The sequence below is a fragment of the Serratia bockelmannii genome, from assembly GCF_051803255.1.
Lineage (GTDB): Bacteria > Pseudomonadota > Gammaproteobacteria > Enterobacterales > Enterobacteriaceae > Serratia > Serratia bockelmannii.
Genome location: NZ_CP196512.1, coordinates 2,120,305 through 2,135,814 on the forward strand (window position 1 = coordinate 2,120,305; position 15,510 = coordinate 2,135,814).

16 protein-coding genes and 1 pseudogene are annotated in these 15,510 nt (G+C 59.2%); 10 read left to right on the forward strand and 7 right to left on the reverse strand.

Annotated features, from left to right (window positions below; genetic code table 11):
• The first annotated feature begins 59 nt into the window (after window positions 1–59).
• The gene (locus ACSJLU_RS10220) at window positions 60–704 is read left to right on the forward strand and encodes a Qnr family pentapeptide repeat protein (protein WP_261464024.1); all 645 of its coding nucleotides are present in this window, start codon (window positions 60–62) and stop codon (window positions 702–704) included.
• Here the strand turns inward: ACSJLU_RS10220 and ACSJLU_RS10225 are convergent.
• The gene (locus ACSJLU_RS10225; RefSeq protein WP_043141429.1) at window positions 694–1,317 is read right to left on the reverse strand and encodes a LysE family translocator; all 624 of its coding nucleotides are present in this window, start codon (window positions 1,315–1,317) and stop codon (window positions 694–696) included. The genes ACSJLU_RS10220 and ACSJLU_RS10225 overlap by 11 nt on opposite strands.
• A gap of 376 nt (window positions 1,318–1,693) precedes the next feature.
• On the opposite strand from ACSJLU_RS10225, the gene cspE reads away from it, so the two are divergent.
• A complete protein-coding gene (gene cspE, locus ACSJLU_RS10230) occupies window positions 1,694–1,906 on the forward strand; it encodes a transcription antiterminator/RNA stability regulator CspE (RefSeq protein WP_025302547.1) in 213 nt (70 codons plus the stop codon).
• Between the two features lie 114 nt (window positions 1,907–2,020).
• Window positions 2,021–2,098: pseudogene (locus ACSJLU_RS10235) on the forward strand.
• Window positions 2,099–2,311: 213 nt separating this feature from the next.
• On the opposite strand, the gene ACSJLU_RS10240 reads toward ACSJLU_RS10235, so the two are convergent.
• Window positions 2,312–2,989, reverse strand: coding sequence for an isochorismatase family protein (locus tag ACSJLU_RS10240; RefSeq protein WP_060447268.1), 678 nt, complete (start codon window positions 2,987–2,989; stop codon window positions 2,312–2,314).
• A gap of 253 nt (window positions 2,990–3,242) precedes the next feature.
• On the opposite strand from ACSJLU_RS10240, the gene ACSJLU_RS10245 reads away from it, so the two are divergent.
• Both ACSJLU_RS10245 and ACSJLU_RS10250 read left to right on the forward strand, forming a co-directional pair.
• Complete coding sequence (locus tag ACSJLU_RS10245) at window positions 3,243–3,671, forward strand: universal stress protein (protein ID WP_025302548.1); 429 nt, start codon at window positions 3,243–3,245, stop codon at window positions 3,669–3,671.
• A 315-nt stretch (window positions 3,672–3,986) separates the two neighbouring features.
• Window positions 3,987–4,742: an SDR family NAD(P)-dependent oxidoreductase gene (locus tag ACSJLU_RS10250; RefSeq protein ID WP_016928044.1), complete on the forward strand. Its 756-nt coding sequence runs from the start codon at window positions 3,987–3,989 to the stop codon at window positions 4,740–4,742.
• A gap of 44 nt (window positions 4,743–4,786) precedes the next feature.
• Here the strand turns inward: ACSJLU_RS10250 and ACSJLU_RS10255 are convergent, their stop codons facing one another.
• Genes ACSJLU_RS10255 through puuD form a run of 4 tightly spaced genes read right to left on the reverse strand, consistent with a single transcriptional unit; the run spans window position 4,787 to window position 8,906 of the window.
• On the reverse strand, window positions 4,787–6,067 hold the full coding sequence (locus ACSJLU_RS10255) for an NAD(P)/FAD-dependent oxidoreductase (RefSeq protein ID WP_025302550.1): 1,281 nt from the start codon (window positions 6,065–6,067) through the stop codon (window positions 4,787–4,789).
• Window positions 6,068–6,078: 11 nt separating this feature from the next.
• Window positions 6,079–7,575, reverse strand: a complete 1,497-nt coding sequence (puuC, locus tag ACSJLU_RS10260; protein ID WP_025302551.1) for an aldehyde dehydrogenase PuuC — start codon at window positions 7,573–7,575, stop codon at window positions 6,079–6,081.
• Between the two features lie 15 nt (window positions 7,576–7,590).
• Complete coding sequence (gene puuR, locus ACSJLU_RS10265) at window positions 7,591–8,148, reverse strand: HTH-type transcriptional regulator PuuR (protein ID WP_016928041.1); 558 nt, start codon at window positions 8,146–8,148, stop codon at window positions 7,591–7,593.
• On the reverse strand, window positions 8,145–8,906 hold the full coding sequence (gene puuD / locus ACSJLU_RS10270) for a gamma-glutamyl-gamma-aminobutyrate hydrolase (protein ID WP_167324253.1): 762 nt from the start codon (window positions 8,904–8,906) through the stop codon (window positions 8,145–8,147). Before puuD ends, puuR begins: the two co-directional genes overlap by 4 nt.
• 219 nt (window positions 8,907–9,125) lie before the next feature.
• Between puuD and ACSJLU_RS10275 the strand changes: the two genes are divergently transcribed.
• The 4 genes from ACSJLU_RS10275 to ACSJLU_RS10290 all read left to right on the forward strand — a co-directional run bounded on the left by ACSJLU_RS10275 (window position 9,126) and on the right by ACSJLU_RS10290 (window position 13,554).
• Window positions 9,126–10,544, forward strand: a complete 1,419-nt coding sequence (locus ACSJLU_RS10275; protein ID WP_167324254.1) for a glutamine synthetase family protein — start codon at window positions 9,126–9,128, stop codon at window positions 10,542–10,544.
• A gap of 308 nt (window positions 10,545–10,852) precedes the next feature.
• Entirely contained in the window at window positions 10,853–12,223 is a 1,371-nt protein-coding gene (locus ACSJLU_RS10280; protein ID WP_025302554.1) for an APC family permease, read from the forward strand.
• 91 nt (window positions 12,224–12,314) lie between these two features.
• Window positions 12,315–13,208, forward strand: coding sequence for an aromatic amino acid DMT transporter YddG (gene yddG, locus ACSJLU_RS10285; protein WP_025302555.1), 894 nt, complete (start codon window positions 12,315–12,317; stop codon window positions 13,206–13,208).
• A 73-nt stretch (window positions 13,209–13,281) separates the two neighbouring features.
• Window positions 13,282–13,554 (forward strand): hypothetical protein, encoded by a 273-nt coding sequence (locus ACSJLU_RS10290; RefSeq protein WP_025302556.1) that lies wholly within the window; start codon window positions 13,282–13,284, stop codon window positions 13,552–13,554.
• A 2-nt stretch (window positions 13,555–13,556) separates the two neighbouring features.
• Here ACSJLU_RS10290 and ACSJLU_RS10295 read toward each other — a convergent pair whose 3' ends face one another.
• On the reverse strand, window positions 13,557–14,537 hold the full coding sequence (locus tag ACSJLU_RS10295) for a GlxA family transcriptional regulator (RefSeq protein WP_025302557.1): 981 nt from the start codon (window positions 14,535–14,537) through the stop codon (window positions 13,557–13,559).
• Between the two features lie 115 nt (window positions 14,538–14,652).
• Between ACSJLU_RS10295 and ACSJLU_RS10300 the strand changes: the two genes are divergently transcribed.
• Window positions 14,653–15,294, forward strand: coding sequence for an HD domain-containing protein (locus ACSJLU_RS10300; protein WP_342096757.1), 642 nt, complete (start codon window positions 14,653–14,655; stop codon window positions 15,292–15,294).
• The last annotated feature ends 216 nt before the right edge of the window (window positions 15,295–15,510 follow it).

Genomic DNA, 15,510 nt, shown 5'->3' on the forward strand with positions numbered 1-15,510 from the left:
ACCTTGTCGGAATAGGATTAAATGCTGCCCTGACTGTATAAATAGACAGGGGTGTTGCAATGAGCCTGGCGCTGAAGGGTGAGAAGATCGAACGTAACCGCTTTACCGGCGAGAAGATTGAAAACGGCAGCTTTATGCTGTGTGATTTTTCGGGTGCCGATCTGACCGGCACCGAATTTATCGGCTGCCAATTCTACGATCGCGACAGCCAACAGGGCGGCAACTTCAGCCGCGCGATACTGAAAGACGCGAGTTTTAAAAGCTGTGATTTATCGATGGCCGATTTTCGTCATGCCAACGCGTTGGGCATCGAGATCCGCGAATGCCGCGCGCAGGGCGCCGATTTTCGCGGCACCAGCTTTATGAACATGATCACCAGCCGCACCTGGTTTTGCAGCGCCTATATCACCAAAAGCAACCTGAGCTATGCCAACTTCGCCAAGGTGGTGCTGGAGAAATGCGAGCTGTGGGAAAACCGCTGGCACGGCGCACAGGTGCTCGGCGCCAGCTTCAGCGGCTCCGATCTGTCCGGCGGCGAATTCTCCGGTTTCGACTGGCGTGCCGCCGACGTCACCCAGTGTGATTTGAGCAACGCGGAACTGGGCGAGTTGGATTTGCGCACTACCGATCTGCAGGGCGTCAAAATGGACAGCCACCAGGCCGCGCAGCTGTTGGAGCGGCTCGGGATCGCGATCATCGGCTGAAGAGCTGCCTGATGCCCAGGCTGATGATCAGCACGCCGCAGGCGCGATCGATCCAGGCTTTACTGCGTCGGTAGGCGCTGGCGATCGGCGCGTGCGACAGCACCAGCGCCACCAGGCCATACCACAGGCTAGCGACTACCGCGACCTCCAGCAGCATGGCGGCGAAGGTGGGCATGGAGACATGGGCAGGCGCCGCCGACGAAAACACCGCGGCGTAAAAGGCGACGGATTTGGGGTTGGCGATGTTGGTGGCGACCCCTTGCAAGAATGCCGATCTGAAGCCGGAGTTCACCCCACCCGCCGCGCCGATAACCCCTGAGCCGGGAGCTGCATGGGCGATCAGCCGATAACCGAACCAAATCAAATAACCTGCGCCGGCCACTTTTACCGCTAGCGCCAACCAGGGGAACAAGGCGAAAATTATACCGACGCCGAGCAGGGCGCTGCTCGCCCAGAACAGGTTGACCAAGACAATGCCCGCCACCAGAGCGAAAGCCTCGCTGCGGCGCGCGGAAACGGCTTTGTGGGCGACGGCGACAAAATTGGGGCCGGGGATCACCACGCCAACGATATAGACGGTGAAAACGGCGAGCACGGCTGGCATATCGATCATCGGTTAACGGCCTGTAAGCAGCGAGTTAGCCTTAGTTTTATAATGAATCGCCGATATAATCCAGCAGGGTGAAACCTTTTTTTACCTGCCCGTAGCGACAGGCGTCAGCGGCCTTTTGCGATAATAAATTTATGAGCCATATGAATATAATTTAAAATATATCTTGCTTAAATAAATTAGCTGTGTGTAAATAGCGTCATCGGTTTGTCATACAGACCTTATGAAAGCAGTTTTAGTAAAGCAGTTCTCAGTGTTAGTGATATCCCCCAGATACCTCTTCTTCCGCGAATTTTCTTCTCTAGTGCCCCATAAGTTTCCAATAAAAACAGACCTCTATCGCCCTATGGCGTCGCAAAAATATAAAGGAAATATCTCTATGTCTACTAAAATGACGGGTTTGGTAAAATGGTTTGATGCAGGGAAAGGCTTCGGCTTTATCACCCCGGCAGACGGCGGCAAAGACGTGTTCGTACACTTCTCTGCTATCCAGAGCAACGATTTCAAAACGCTGGACGAAGGCCAACAGGTTGAGTTCACTATCGAAAAGGGTATGAAGGGTCCTTCTGCCGGCAACGTGGTCGCGTTGTAATTTTCGGTCGAGGTGCGGTTTCTTACGACAGCGATGAGGGTTTAAGCCGGAGCAGTTAAGAAATAACACCTTTAGCCTGAATAAACTCCGGGTTCGCCCGGAGTCTTTATCGATACGTCATTAGCTCAGTAGGAAGAGCGGCAGCGAAATATTCGTTGGCGGACTGGGGTTCGATTCCTCGATGATGTTCCAATAATTAATTATTATTGGCAACAGAAAAACAGATTATCGCATAAATAATAATGCCACTTTTCAGTCTTTTTTTCTGTTGTGAAAAAGTTGTGCTTAGGCTGCGTAATGTTGGAGTGTTGGATGGACGCTTACGCCATAACATGACAGCCGGGAAAGCCACCGGCACATGATCAATAGCCCCGGCCTTAGCCGGGGTTTTTTATGCCCGCGATTTTAACGCTGCGAGTCCAGCAGTTCGTTGTTTTTCACCACGTCCTGCGCCTTGAGGTAGCTCTCGATCAACAGCTGATAGGCCGGGAAGATTTTGGTGTAAACCTCGGCCCATTGCTGAGCGTCGGCGCGGTTCCAGCTGCCCTGCAGCTCGGAGGCGACGCCGGCGGTGTCGATCGGCACCACGCCGGCCTGCACCACGCGCGCCAGGGTGATTTCCTGCGCCATTTTCGAGTAGGTGCCGGAGGCGTCGATCACCGCAAAGACCTTATAGCCTTCGGCCACCGCGCTGATGGACGGAAAGGCCATGCAGACGCTGGTGATGGTGCCGGCGATGATCAGGGTCTTGCGGCCGGTGGCCTTGACCGCCGCTACGAAGTCAGGGTTGTCCCAGGCGTTGATTTCCCCTTTACGGGCGACGTACTGCGCGTGCGGCGCATTCTGGTGAATTTCCGGGATCAGCGGGCCGTTGGGGCCCTGCGGCACCGAGGCGGTGGTGATCACCGGCAGTTTGCTGAGGGTAGCGATGCTGGCGAGGGCGGCGGCGCGGGCGCGCAGCTCGGTCATCGGCATATCGGCGACGGTCTGGAACAGGCCGCTCTGGTGGTCGATCAGGAGCATGACTGCGTCATTGGCATCAATAACAGGACGCTGGCCGTTGAAGTTGGCTGGAGTGATCATGGTGTTTTCCTTTTCTCGTCGTGAGGTCAGTGGGTATCTTCTTTGATTGATAAGGCTGAAACTCAGCACTTGCCTATAGTGTAGGGAGAAGAGAGAAATCCGGTAGAGCCTGAAGTCGGGATACATCGTTCCATAAATGGAACGATTTTGACGCAGGCGAAGGGCTCGGCGCTGGGCTAAACTTAAGGTGCATAAGAAACATGCGGCAAGGAACGCCATCCTGTTCATGGGTTTGACGCGGAGGGCCACCGTCATGGCTTATCAGCATATCGTTGTCGCCACGGATCTCAGCGAAGACGCCGAGTTTCTGCTGGGCAAGGGCGCCAGGCTGGCTGCCGCGCTCCATGCCAAACTTTCCCTGATCTATATCGACATCCACCGCGCCGGCTATTACGTCGATCTGGGCGTGGGAGATTACAACTACACCGATCGCACCTTTTCGGAGCGGGTGAAGAATATGCTCAATGCGATCAAAGGGCAGTCGTCCTACCCGGTCGAAGAGGTGATTGTCAGCCGTGGCGCGTTGACGGAAGAGCTGAACCGGGTTGCGAAAGAGAAAGGGTTCGATCTGGTGATCTTCGGCCATCACCACGATGTCTGGAGCCGGCTGGTTTCTTCGGCGCGTCAGGCGATCAATGAGTTGAACGTCGATCTGCTGGTTGTCCCCATCGAGAAAAAATAGTCGCCGCCGCCTGCGGGCGGCTGCCTTTTTTCATTCGTATTGCTTATCTCTGAGCAGCCATAACCGTCTATCCGCAATAATCCCGCTTGCTGACAATCTGCCAGGAAAATAGTGACTGGCCGCAATTTTATTATCTCCATCAATATGTTGGCCAAAATCCGATAAAGATTAACTCAGCGCATTGAAATCACTGACATACCTCCTTTTGGTTAATAAACCGCACGTTTTGACTGGCTCTCAGGGAGCCTGCGTCTTATCCTCGGGGTAATGAGATTTGTATGACTTATATAAATACGTTCACATGGAGGAGGTCTCATGCGTTTTGACAATAAAGTCGTGGTTATCACCGGTGCGGGCAATGGTATGGGGGAAGCGGCGGCGCGGCGTTTCTCCGCCGAGGGCGCCATCGTGGTGCTGGCCGACTGGGCCAAGGAAGCGGTAGACAAGGTCGCCGCTTCGCTGCCGAAGGGCCGCGCGATGGCGGTGCATATCGATGTTTCCGATCACGTCGCGGTTGAAAAAATGATGAACGAGGTGGCGGAAAAACTGGGCCGCATCGACGTCCTGCTGAACAACGCCGGCGTACACGTGGCGGGCAGCGTGCTGGAAACCAGCATCGACGACTGGCGTCGCATCGCCGGGGTCGATATCGATGGCGTGGTGTTTTGTTCCAAATTTGCCTTGCCGCACCTGCTGAAAACCAAGGGCTGTATCGTCAATACCGCGTCGGTGTCCGGCCTGGGTGGCGACTGGGGTGCGGCCTATTACTGCGCGGCGAAAGGCGCGGTGGTCAACCTGACGCGCGCCATGGCGCTGGATCACGGCGGTGACGGCGTGCGCATCAACTCGGTCTGCCCGAGCCTGGTCAAAACCAACATGACCAACGGCTGGCCGCAGGAGATCCGCGACAAGTTCAATGAGCGCATCGCGCTGGGGCGTGCGGCGGAGCCGGAAGAAGTGGCGGCGGTGATGGCGTTTCTGGCCAGCGACGACGCCAGCTTTATCAATGGCGCCAACATTCCGGTCGATGGCGGGGCGACCGCCTCGGACGGCCAACCGAAGATCGTCTAAGCGTTAACCTACCGGCCCGGCCAGGATGACCGGGCCTGTTGTTTTTAGACGCCGATGCGGTCGCGCAGCGTGTAGTAGGCCGCGCCGATGGCGGTGAACGGGATCTGCAGATTGCGTCCACCGAAGAACGGCAGGTGCGGCAGCTTGGCGAAGGCGTCGAAGCGTTCGGCGTCGCCGCGCATCAGCTCGGCGATCAGCTTGCCCGCCAGATGGGTGCAGGTCACGCCGTGGCCGCTGTAGCCCTGCATGTAGTACACGTTATTCTCCAGCCGGCCAAACTGCGGCATGCGCGACAGCGTCAGCAGGAAGTTGCCGGTCCAACGATAGTCGATGCGCACCCCTTTCAGCTGTGGGAAGGTCTTCAGCAGCTTCGGCCGGATCAGGTTATCGATATCGTCCGGATCGCGCGCGCCGTATACCACGCCGCCGCCGTACAGCAGACGATGATCGGCGGTGATGCGGTAGTAATCCAGCAGGTAGTTGCAGTCCTCCACGCAGTAATTCTGCGGGATCAGCGCCTGCGCGATCTCCGGCGCTAGCGGTTCGGTGGTCACCACCTGAGTGCCGCACGGCATGCTGCGCTTGGCCAGCCGCGGCTCCAGCTTATCGCCCAGGTAGGCGTTGCCGGCGACGATGACGAAGCGCGCCTTCACCTGGCCGTTGGCGGTGCTGATGAGCGCCGGTTCACCGTGGCGAATGTTCGTCACCGCCGATTGTTCGAAGATGCGCCCACCCTGCAGGCGGATCGCCTCGGCCTCGCCCAGCGCCAGATTGAGCGGATGGATGTGGCCGCCGCTGTGATCGAGCAGCGCGCCGACGTAGCGATCGCTGGCGACCTCCTGACGCACCCGATCCGCATCGAGCAGCTCGAGCTGGGTATTGCCGTAGCGCTCCCAGTTGCGCTTTTGCTCGATCAGCGCATGGAACTGCTTGTTGTTCAGGGCGGCGAAGATGCCGCCGGGGCGGTAGTCGCAGTCGATGGCGTAGCGGCTGATGCGGCTGCGAATGATCTCCGCGCCTTCGAACATCATGCTGCCGAGCAGGCGGGCGCTTTCCGCGCCGTAACGCTCTTCAATCACATCGATGTCGCGGCTGTAAGAGTTGACCAACTGGCCGCCGTTGCGGCCGCTGGCGCCGAAACCGATGCGCGCCGCTTCCAGCACCACCACGTTATAGCCGGCTTCCACCAGGAACAGCGCGGAGGAGAGGCCGGTATAGCCGCCGCCGATCACGCAGACGTCGCATTCGATCGATTCATTCAGTTGCGGATAGGGCTGATGTGCGTTGGCCGTGGCCGCATAGTAGCTTTTTACGTGTTCAGTCATGAGATAAGCCCTTATTCCAGCGAGATCCAGGTGGTTTTCAATTCGGTAAATTTGTCCAGCGCGTGCAGCGATTTGTCGCGGCCGTTGCCGCTCTGCTTGTAGCCGCCGAACGGCACGGTCATGTCGCCGTCGTTGTAGTTGTTGACGAACACCGTGCCGGCCTTCAGTTGGCGCGCCATGCGGTGCGCGCGCGCCAGATCGCGGGTCCAGACCGCGGCGCCGAGGCCGTAGTCGCTGTCGTTGGCCAGCTGCAGCGCCTGTTGCTCGTCGTCGAAGGTGGTCACCGCCAGCACCGGGCCGAAGATTTCATCGCGCGCCACGCTCATGGCGTTGTTCACCTGGGTGAGGATGGTCGGCCCCAGATAGCCGGCGTGGTCGCCCTGCGGATGGTCGCGCCCGTCGAGGAACAACGCGGCGCCCTGGCTCAGCCCCCGATCGATATAGCCGGCCACTTTCTCGCAGTGGCCGCTGTCGATCAGCGTGCCCATCACCGTGTCGGGATCGAGCGGATCGCCGGGGACGAAGGCCGCCGCGTGTTTGCGCAGCGCCTGCAGGAACGCTTGCTCAATGCTCGCTTCGACCAGCAGGCGAGTGCCGGCGATGCACACCTGCCCCTGATTGTAGAAGATGCCGGCGGCGGCGCTGCGGGCAGCCTGATCCAGATCCGGGCAGTCGGCAAAGACGATGTTGGCGCTTTTGCCACCGGCCTCGAGCCAGACACGCTTCATATTCGATTCGCCGGCGTAAATCATCAGCTGTTTCGCCACCAGGGTGGAGCCGGTGAAGGTGAGGGCATCGACGTCGCGGTGCAGCGCCAGCGCCTTGCCGGCGTCGTGGCCATAGCCGGGCACCACGTTCAGCACGCCGTCCGGCAACCCGGCCTGCTGCGCCAATTTGCCGAGCAGGATGGCGCTCAGCGGCGATTTTTCGGAGGGTTTGAGTACCACGCTGTTGCCGGCGGCCAGCGCCGGACCGAGTTTCCAGCAGGCCAGCAGCAGCGGGAAGTTCCAGGGCACGATGGCGCCGACCACGCCGATCGGCTCGCGCTCGATCAGCGCCAGCGCCTCGCGGCCGGTGGGGGCGATTTCGCCGTAGACCTTATCGATCGCTTCGGCGTACCAGCGGATGCAGCGGATGGCGCCCGGCACGTCGTCGCGCAGGCTGTGGCGGATGGGTTTGCCGGTGTCCAGCGTTTCCAGCAGCGCCAGCTCTTCGTGATGCTGCTCCATCAGATCGGCGAAACGCAGCAGCGTGGCTTTGCGCTGCGCCGGGGCGGCCTGCGCCCAGTCGCCACGCTCAAAGGCGGCGCGCGCCGCGCTGACTGCCCGATCGATGTCGGCGGCTTCGCCACGCGCGACCTGCGCCAGCTCACGGCGGCCGGCGGGATCTTCCACGGCGAAACATTTCCCCGCGGCGGCCGGCTGGTAGCGGCCGTCGATAAACAGCTGGTGCTCAATCTTCAGGGCCTGTGCCCGTTGTTGCCAATACTGCAAGTGGTGAAAGTTCATGCCTGGCTCCGTTGATCAGAATGTCGTCGGCGTATGGGCGCTGATAATCCGGCAAATGCGCGCCGACGTGTTGCTGAAACTGTGGGGGATGCCGGTATTGATGGCGTAGCTCTGCCCGGCCAGCAGGTGATAGCTCTGGCCGTTGACCTGCAGCACCACTTCGCCTTCCAGCAGCGTGCCGATCTCTTCCCCTTGGTGTTTGATGCGCTCGCCGGTGGTGGTGCCCGGTTCGTAGGTCTCGATCATCATTGCCAGCGTACGATTCGGGTCGCCGTTGTGGATCAGCTTCATCGAAACGCCCTGGCTGCCGATTTCGATCAGGTCGTCGCTGTCTATCACGATCTGCGGCTCAGCCGGTTTTTCCGGCTCGGCGAAAAACGCCGACAGCGACAGACCGTACACCGTCAGCAACTTTTGCAGCGTGCTGATGGCCGGGCTGACCTTATCTTGCTCGATAGTACTGATGGCGCTGTGGGTTAACCCAGACAGTTCGGCGACCCGGCGCTGCGACAACCCCAATTGTTGACGGATCTGCGACAGACGTTTTCCCGGTGCCAAGCTGACGTCGCTCATGGGCGTTTTTCCTTTTGATAGTTCCGACAGGCGGTGATGAAACCATCAAACAACAGGCGCGACAGGGCATACTCGTCGCTGTTCCACTCGGGGTGCCACTGCACGCCGAGCGCGAAGGGCTGATCGCGCACGCTGATCGCCTCCACCAGCCCGTCAGCGGCGTGCGCCTCGATGCGAACGCTCGCGCCCAGGGTTTTGGCACCCTGGCCGTGCAGCGAGTTCACCCAGAATCTGTTGCAATCCGGTATCAGTTGCGAAAGCAGCCCCCCTTCCTGAACGATGACTTCGTGGGCGGGGGCGTATTGCTGTTCCAGCGGCAGATCGTGATCTTCACGATGCTCCAGCAGCTCGGGCAGTTCGTACAGGCGGCGATGCAGGGTGCCTTGAGTGGCGACCACCATTTCCTGCATGCCGCGGCAAATGGCGAAAAGGGGAATGCGCCTGTCGAATGCCTGGCGGATCAGCGCCTGGCTCAACGCGTCTCGGCCAGGATCGGCGTCAGGCTCATCGCCGTTTTCACCATAAAGGTGCGGCTGCACATTACTGGGGCTGCCCGGCAGCAAAATGCCGTCGAGGCGCGGCAGCAGCTCCGCCAGCATTTCCGGCTCCGCCAGCGCGTGCGGCAGGGCGATCGGCAAGCCGCCGGCGGTGATAACGGCATTCAGGTACTTTTCTTGCAAGGTCTGTGTGAGGTGCCCGTTTAACCTATACCTGCACATGACGACGCCAATGACTGGTCTGTTAAATATATTGTCCATGCTATCCCCTTGGTACGTTCGAAATTATGAACGATAAGCTTCTCCACCGCCGATTTCGTTCAATATTCTATAAATCTAGCAGTCGATTGGGCAATATTCAAACCAAAAGTAACACTTGCAAAACAAATTTGTTTCATCTACGTTTCATTTGTGGGCATTATATTGAACAAGACGGTCAATAAACATCGACGACAGCAAAACACAAACGGCGGGTGAACCATGCAGACCAACATCATAGAAGTGGAAAACTTTGTTCAGCACAGTGAAGAGAGACGAAGTAGCGCGTTCCAGCGCGAAGTGAAGAAGTATCTGGAACGTTATCCGTTAACCCAACATGTCGACGTACTGTTGACCGACCTGAACGGCAGCTTCCGCGGCAAACGCATCCCGGTCGGCGGCCTGAACAAACTGGAGAAGGGCTGTTACTTCCCGGCGTCGGTATTTGCGATGGATATTCTCGGCAACGTGGTGGAAGAGGCCGGGTTGGGGCAGGAGTTGGGCGAGCCGGATCACGTGTGCGTGCCGGTACCGGGCACGCTGACGCCGTCGGCGGCGGACCCGCAATATATTGCGCAGGTGCTGCTCACCATGTTGGATGAAGATGGCACTCCCTTTGACGTTGAACCGCGCAATGTGCTGAACCGAGTGTGGCAGCGTTTGCGTCAGCGCGGGCTTTCCCCCGTGGTAGCGGTAGAGTTGGAGTTCTATCTCATCGATCGTCAACGTGACGCGGAAGGCTATCTGCAGCCGCCGTGCGCGCCGGGCACGCAAGAACGCAACACCCAAAGCCAGGTGTACTCCGTCGATAACCTGAACCATTTCGCCGATGTGCTGAGCGAGATCGACGAACTGGCGCGTTTGCAGGGCATTCCGGCGGACGGCGCGGTGGCGGAGGCGTCGCCGGGGCAGTTCGAGGTCAACCTGCATCATACTGATGATGTGCTGCAGGCCTGCGATCACGCGCTGGCGCTGAAGCGGCTGGTGCGCATGGTGGCCGAGAACCACAATATGCAGGCGACTTTTATGGCCAAACCGTATGAGGAGCACGCCGGCAGCGGCATGCACGTGCACATCAGCATGCTGAACGCGCAGGGCAACAACGTGTTCGCCGACGATGACGGCGAAGATTCGGCGCTGCTGAAACAGGCGCTGGCGGGCATGATCGCCCTGATGCCGTCTTCGATGGCGCTGCTGGCGCCGAACGTCAACGCCTACCGCCGCTTCCAGCCTGGCATGTATGTGCCGACCCAGGCTTCCTGGGGGCATAACAACCGCACCGTGGCGCTGCGCATTCCCTGCGGCGATCGCGACAACCACCGCGTGGAGTATCGCGTGGCGGGCGCCGACGCCAATCCTTATCTGGTGATGGCGACCATTCTGGCCGGCATCGTTTATGGCCTGGAAACCGCATTGCCGCTGCCTGAGCCGGTGACCGGCAACGGTCTGGAGCAGGACGGGCTGCCGTTCCCGATCCGCCAGAGCGACGCGCTGTACGAGTTCGAACATCAGCCGGTGCTCAATGCATTGTTGGGCGAACGCTTCAGCCACGTCTATCTGGCCTGCAAAACTGATGAGCTGGTGCAGTTCGAGCGCCTGATCACCGAAACCGAAATCGAGTGGATGTTGAAAAACGCCTGATCCCGCTCACCCTGCGACTACCGCGCGCGTCCGGCGCATTTCATCGGCTCTCCTGTGGCCGGCGAGGCTGCGCGCTGCGGTACAGAATTTCTTCTATCACGGCGTACAGGACGCCGACGAGGAAATAACCATGACTCAGTCAGCCCCCTGCGCAGACGTTTGTCTGTGCCGCAGTGCCTACGGGCCGGTCGCCGGCCGCCCGACAGCGATACCAACCCGTTTTTACCGCCGCCTGAGCAGCAGTTTCCCTGCGGCCTCTCTGAATGACGTTGCACGGTTGACAGCAGAGGACCAAGAGGGGAAATGCCATGACGATTAAAGCCATCGACGGCGGCCCGGCGGGCAAACCGCAGCTGCGCAAATCCCTCAAGCTGTGGCAGGTGGTGATGATGGGCCTGGCCTATCTGACGCCGATGACGGTGTTTGACACCTTCGGGATCGTCTCCGGCCTCACCGACGGCCATGTGCCGACCTCCTATCTGCTGGCGCTGGCCGGCGTGCTGTTCACCGCCATCAGCTATGGCAAACTGGTGCGCCAGTTTCCCACCGCCGGCTCTGCTTATACCTATGCGCAGAAGGCGATCAACCCGCACGTCGGTTTTCTGGTGGGGTGGTCATCGCTGCTTGATTATCTGTTCCTGCCGATGATCAATACGCTGCTGGCGAAGATTTACCTGACCGCGCTGTTCCCGGAAGTGCCGCCCTGGGTGTGGGTCGTGGGCTTCGTTATCCTTATCACCGCCATCAACCTGAAAAGCGTCAATTTGGTGGCCAACTTCAATACCCTGTTCGTATTGGCGCAGGTGGCGATCATTCTGGTGTTCATCTATCTGGTGGTGCGCGGCCTGCACAACGGCGAGGGGATGGGCACGGTGTGGAGCCTGCGGCCGTTCCTCAGCGAGAATGCGCATCTGCTGCCGATCATTACCGGCGCGACTATTCTGTGCTTCTCGTTCCTCGGTTTTGACGCGGTCACCACGCTGTGTGAAGAGACGCCCGACGCCGCCAAGGTGATCCCGCGCGCCATCTTCCTGACCGCGCTGTACGGCGGGGTGATCTTTATCAGCGTCTCGTTCTTCATTCAGCTGTTTTTCCCGTCCATTCAACGCTTTCACCAGCCCGACGCCGCGCTGCCGGAGATCGCGCTGTACGTCGGCGGCAAGCTGTTCCAGTCGATCTTCCTGTGCGTGACCTTCATCAACACGCTGGCCTCCGGCCTGGCGTCGCACGCCAGCGTATCGCGCCTGCTGTACGTGATGGGGCGTGACAACGTGTTCCCGGAGAAATTCTTCGGCTATATCCACCCCAAATGGCGCACCCCGGCGCTGAACGTGCTGATGGTCGGGCTGGTGGCGCTGTCAGCGCTGTCGTTCGATCTGGTGACCGCCACGGCGCTGATCAACTTTGGTGCGCTGGTAGCCTTTACCTTCGTTAACCTGTCGGTGATCAGCCACTTCTTCATTCGCGAAGGGCGCAACAAAAGCTGGAAAGATCGCTTCAACTTCCTGTTCCTGCCGTTGGTGGGGGCGCTGACGGTGGGGGTGCTGTGGCTGAACCTGGAGAAAAGCTCGCTGACCATGGGGCTGATCTGGGCGACACTGGGCTTCGGCTATTTGGCCTGGCTGACCCGACGCTTTCGCCAGCCGCCGCCGCAGTTGGAGCGGCAACCGCAGCAATAAATTCACAGGCGGGAGTATCCCGCCTTTCTTTTTGGCACGTGCGGCAGTAGAGTGAAAAACCTGATAAAAAATAACCCATTGGACCTGTCTTATGCCCGCTTTGCCCTCGCGTACCCGCGCCACGCTGTTCGGTTTGTTGGCCATTGTGCTGTGGAGCAGCGTGGTTGGCCTTATTCGCAGCGTCAGCGAAGGGCTGGGGCCGATAGGCGGTGCGGCGATGATCTACAGCGTCAGCGCGGTGTTTTTGCTGGTGGCGCTCGGCGTGCCGAAATGGCGCAGCTTTCCGCGGCCTTATCTGATCGTCGGCAGCCTGCTGTTCGTCAGCTACGAGATCTGCCTGTCGCTGTCGCTCGGCTACGCCAATACCCGCCTGCAGGCGATAGAAGTGGGCATGATCAACTACCTGTGGCCCTGTTTCACCGTGCTGATGGCGCTGGCGCTCAACGGCCAAAAGGCGAAATGGTGGCTGCTGCCGGGACTGCTGCTGTCGCTGTTCGGCATCGGCTGGATCATGAGCGGCGAGGGCGGCTGGTCACCGGCGCAGATGCTGGCCAACGTGCGCAGCAATCCGCTCAGCTATACGCTGGCGTTCAGTGGCGCAGTGATCTGGGCGCTGTATTGCAACCTGACCAAGAAGATCGCCCAGGGCAGCAACGGTGTGGTGCTGTTCATCGTGCTGACCGCGCTGGCGCTGTGGTTGAAGTATGCCTTCAGCGCAGAAAGCGGCATGCAGTTCAGCGCTGGCGTGACCGTAACGCTGCTGTGCGCCGGAGTGGCGATGGGGGCGGGGTATGCCGCCTGGAACGTTGGCATTTTGCACGGCAACATGACGCTGCTGGCCACCGTCTCTTATTTCACCCCGGTGCTGTCGGCGGTGTTCGCCGCGCTGGTGTTGCACACCTCGCTGACCGCCAATTTCTGGCAGGGCGTAGCGATGGTCACGCTTGGCTCGCTGATCTGTTGGCGGGCAACTCGCGGAAATTAACGGAAATTATCCGCCGTCGGCGCAATGTTGAACTAGAATTTAACTAGCCATGTTGCCTGAAGGAACGACGACGATGAGAAGCGACATTCAATTTATTCAACAGCCTGAAATCGACGTGCATCACTATGAGCGCGGCGATACCGTGCGCCTGACCACGGCGAATCTGCGGCACGAATATCAGCTCGACGTTTATATTTTGCGCCGCGACGACAAGCTGATTTACGGTTCGGTCGTCGCGGCGGCGCCCAAGACCGACATTCCGGTTGCCAACTGGGAGGTGAAAAACGGCGAAGAGGTGGCGTTCCGCCAGGAAAACATCGCCAAGGCGGTGCCGGCGGTAAACTGATCTCAGCTTTCGCGCCGCAGTTGTTTACCGAGAAACATTTTTCGATAGTCCGCCGGCGTTACCCCCAGCCGGCGGATAAATGCCCGCCGCATCAGCTCTGCACTGGAAAAACCGCAATGCGCCGCCACCTGTTTTGGCGCCAATACGCCGAGCTCCAATAACCTGCGCGCTTCGGCGATGCGGGCTTCCTCGAGCCATTTAGCGGGAGAGGTGCCGACCTCGTTGCCGAACAGCCTGCTGAAATGCCGCGGGGTGACGCCGGCGCGTTCCGCCAGGCTGGCTACGTTGTGCGGTAACCCGATATTGTCTATCGCCCAGCGTTGCACTTCCTGCAGCATTGAGCGCCCGGCCAGGGTCGCCTGTTCCCGATAGCTGAATTGCATCTGCCCGCCGGGACGGCGGAAAAACATCACCAGCTGGGCCGCGACCCGCTGCGCGATCTCACGCCCTAAATCGTCTTCCACCATTATCAGCGCCAGATCCAGCCCTGAGGTCACGCCAGCGGCAGTCTGCAGGCGCCCGTCACGCACATAAATGGCGTCTTTATCCACCGTGACCTGAGGATAGCGGCGACACAATTGATCGGCTACCGCCCAGTGGGTGGTGATTTGCCGCCCATCCAACAGGCCGGCCTCCGCCAGCAGAAAAGCGCCGCTGCACACCGAGCCGTAGCGGCGAGTGCGGGGTACCACTCTGCGTAGCCAGTCCAGCGTGCGTGTTTCGCTTTCGCCGTCGGCGATACCCGGTGCACCGGCGATGAGCAACGTGTCGATCGCCTGTTCACGCCATTGGGTGATGGCGAGATCCGGCACGAGTTTGACGCCGGATGAGGACACGATCGGCGCCAGCGTCTTTCCGACTACCTGCAGATGATAGGCGGCATAGCCGGCTTGCAGATTGGCCTCGGCGAAAACATCCAGCGGACCGGAAACGTCCAGCAGCTGCACCTGTGGCACGGCGAGAATAGCGATGGTTTTACTCATGGCATGCGATATCCCGATGGATGGGGGATGTCACTAATCGTTGATTAATGGCAATTGAGGACATTCAGTGTAACGCCTAATCTAACCGGGTTCCAGACAACGGGAGAATCAAGTTATGAGTTTAACCATCAACGGCATCAGCGTGCCGGATAGCGCGATGGCGCGTCAGGCGACCGAGTTAGTGCGCGACACCGAATCAGATCTGCTGTTTCACCACTCCAGCCGGGTGTATTACTGGGCGGCGCTGGCGGGGCAGCAGCGCAAGCTGGTTTACGATCCTGAACTGCTGTACGTCGGCTGCCTGTTTCACGATATGGGACTGACGCACGATCACTGCAGCTGCGACAAACGTTTCGAAGTGGATGGCGCCGATGCGGCGGCCGAGTTTTTACGCGGGCACGGGGTCAGCCGTCAGGATATCGATCGGGTATGGACGGCGATCGCGTTACACACCACGCCGGGGATCCCGGAATACATGCACCCGCTGATTGCGCTGGTGACCGCGGGAGTAGAGATGGATGTGTTAGGGATCAATTACCAGGGCTATGACGCGGCGCTGCGAGAGCGGGTAGTGGAGTTGCATCCCCGCGGGGCAAACTTCAAGGAAGCGATTATTCAGGCGTTTTACGACGGGATTCGACATAAGCCGGACAGCACCTTCGGCAACGTCAAAGCGGACGTGCTGGCGGATAAGGAACCGAGCTTTGTTCGCGGTAATTTTTGCAGCCTCATTCGTCGTTCGATGTGGCCAGCGTGATCGGCTGCCGCTTCTCTCTCGCCGGCGAGTTTTCGCCGGCATTTCCCGCTTGAATGCCGTACTCCTCTTCATTGCCGGTTGATGACAGTTGGCTCAAAAACTGCGCTAAAAATCGATGTGCATGACAAAAATCACAGCGAATGTGAATTTGAATGAAACATAATTTGACAAATGTGAACGCAATCGATTACCTATTCGCGAAATGCGTAACTGGAT

Excerpts from the sequence above, each read along its gene's own strand:
- ACSJLU_RS10220 (WP_261464024.1), top strand. The coding sequence starts at position 60 with ATGAGCCTGGCGCTGAAGGGTGAGAAGATCGAACGTAACCGCTTTACC.
- ACSJLU_RS10225 (WP_043141429.1), bottom strand. The coding sequence starts at position 1,317 with ATGATCGATATGCCAGCCGTGCTCGCCGTTTTCACCGTCTATATCGTT.
- cspE (WP_025302547.1), top strand. The coding sequence starts at position 1,694 with ATGTCTACTAAAATGACGGGTTTGGTAAAATGGTTTGATGCAGGGAAA.
- ACSJLU_RS10240 (WP_060447268.1), bottom strand. The coding sequence starts at position 2,989 with ATGATCACTCCAGCCAACTTCAACGGCCAGCGTCCTGTTATTGATGCC.
- ACSJLU_RS10245 (WP_025302548.1), top strand. The coding sequence starts at position 3,243 with ATGGCTTATCAGCATATCGTTGTCGCCACGGATCTCAGCGAAGACGCC.
- ACSJLU_RS10250 (WP_016928044.1), top strand. The coding sequence starts at position 3,987 with ATGCGTTTTGACAATAAAGTCGTGGTTATCACCGGTGCGGGCAATGGT.
- ACSJLU_RS10255 (WP_025302550.1), bottom strand. The coding sequence starts at position 6,067 with ATGACTGAACACGTAAAAAGCTACTATGCGGCCACGGCCAACGCACAT.
- puuC (WP_025302551.1), bottom strand. The coding sequence starts at position 7,575 with ATGAACTTTCACCACTTGCAGTATTGGCAACAACGGGCACAGGCCCTG.
- puuR (WP_016928041.1), bottom strand. The coding sequence starts at position 8,148 with ATGAGCGACGTCAGCTTGGCACCGGGAAAACGTCTGTCGCAGATCCGT.
- puuD (WP_167324253.1), bottom strand. The coding sequence starts at position 8,906 with ATGGACAATATATTTAACAGACCAGTCATTGGCGTCGTCATGTGCAGG.
- ACSJLU_RS10275 (WP_167324254.1), top strand. The coding sequence starts at position 9,126 with ATGCAGACCAACATCATAGAAGTGGAAAACTTTGTTCAGCACAGTGAA.
- ACSJLU_RS10280 (WP_025302554.1), top strand. The coding sequence starts at position 10,853 with ATGACGATTAAAGCCATCGACGGCGGCCCGGCGGGCAAACCGCAGCTG.
- yddG (WP_025302555.1), top strand. The coding sequence starts at position 12,315 with ATGCCCGCTTTGCCCTCGCGTACCCGCGCCACGCTGTTCGGTTTGTTG.
- ACSJLU_RS10290 (WP_025302556.1), top strand. The coding sequence starts at position 13,282 with ATGAGAAGCGACATTCAATTTATTCAACAGCCTGAAATCGACGTGCAT.
- ACSJLU_RS10295 (WP_025302557.1), bottom strand. The coding sequence starts at position 14,537 with ATGAGTAAAACCATCGCTATTCTCGCCGTGCCACAGGTGCAGCTGCTG.
- ACSJLU_RS10300 (WP_342096757.1), top strand. The coding sequence starts at position 14,653 with ATGAGTTTAACCATCAACGGCATCAGCGTGCCGGATAGCGCGATGGCG.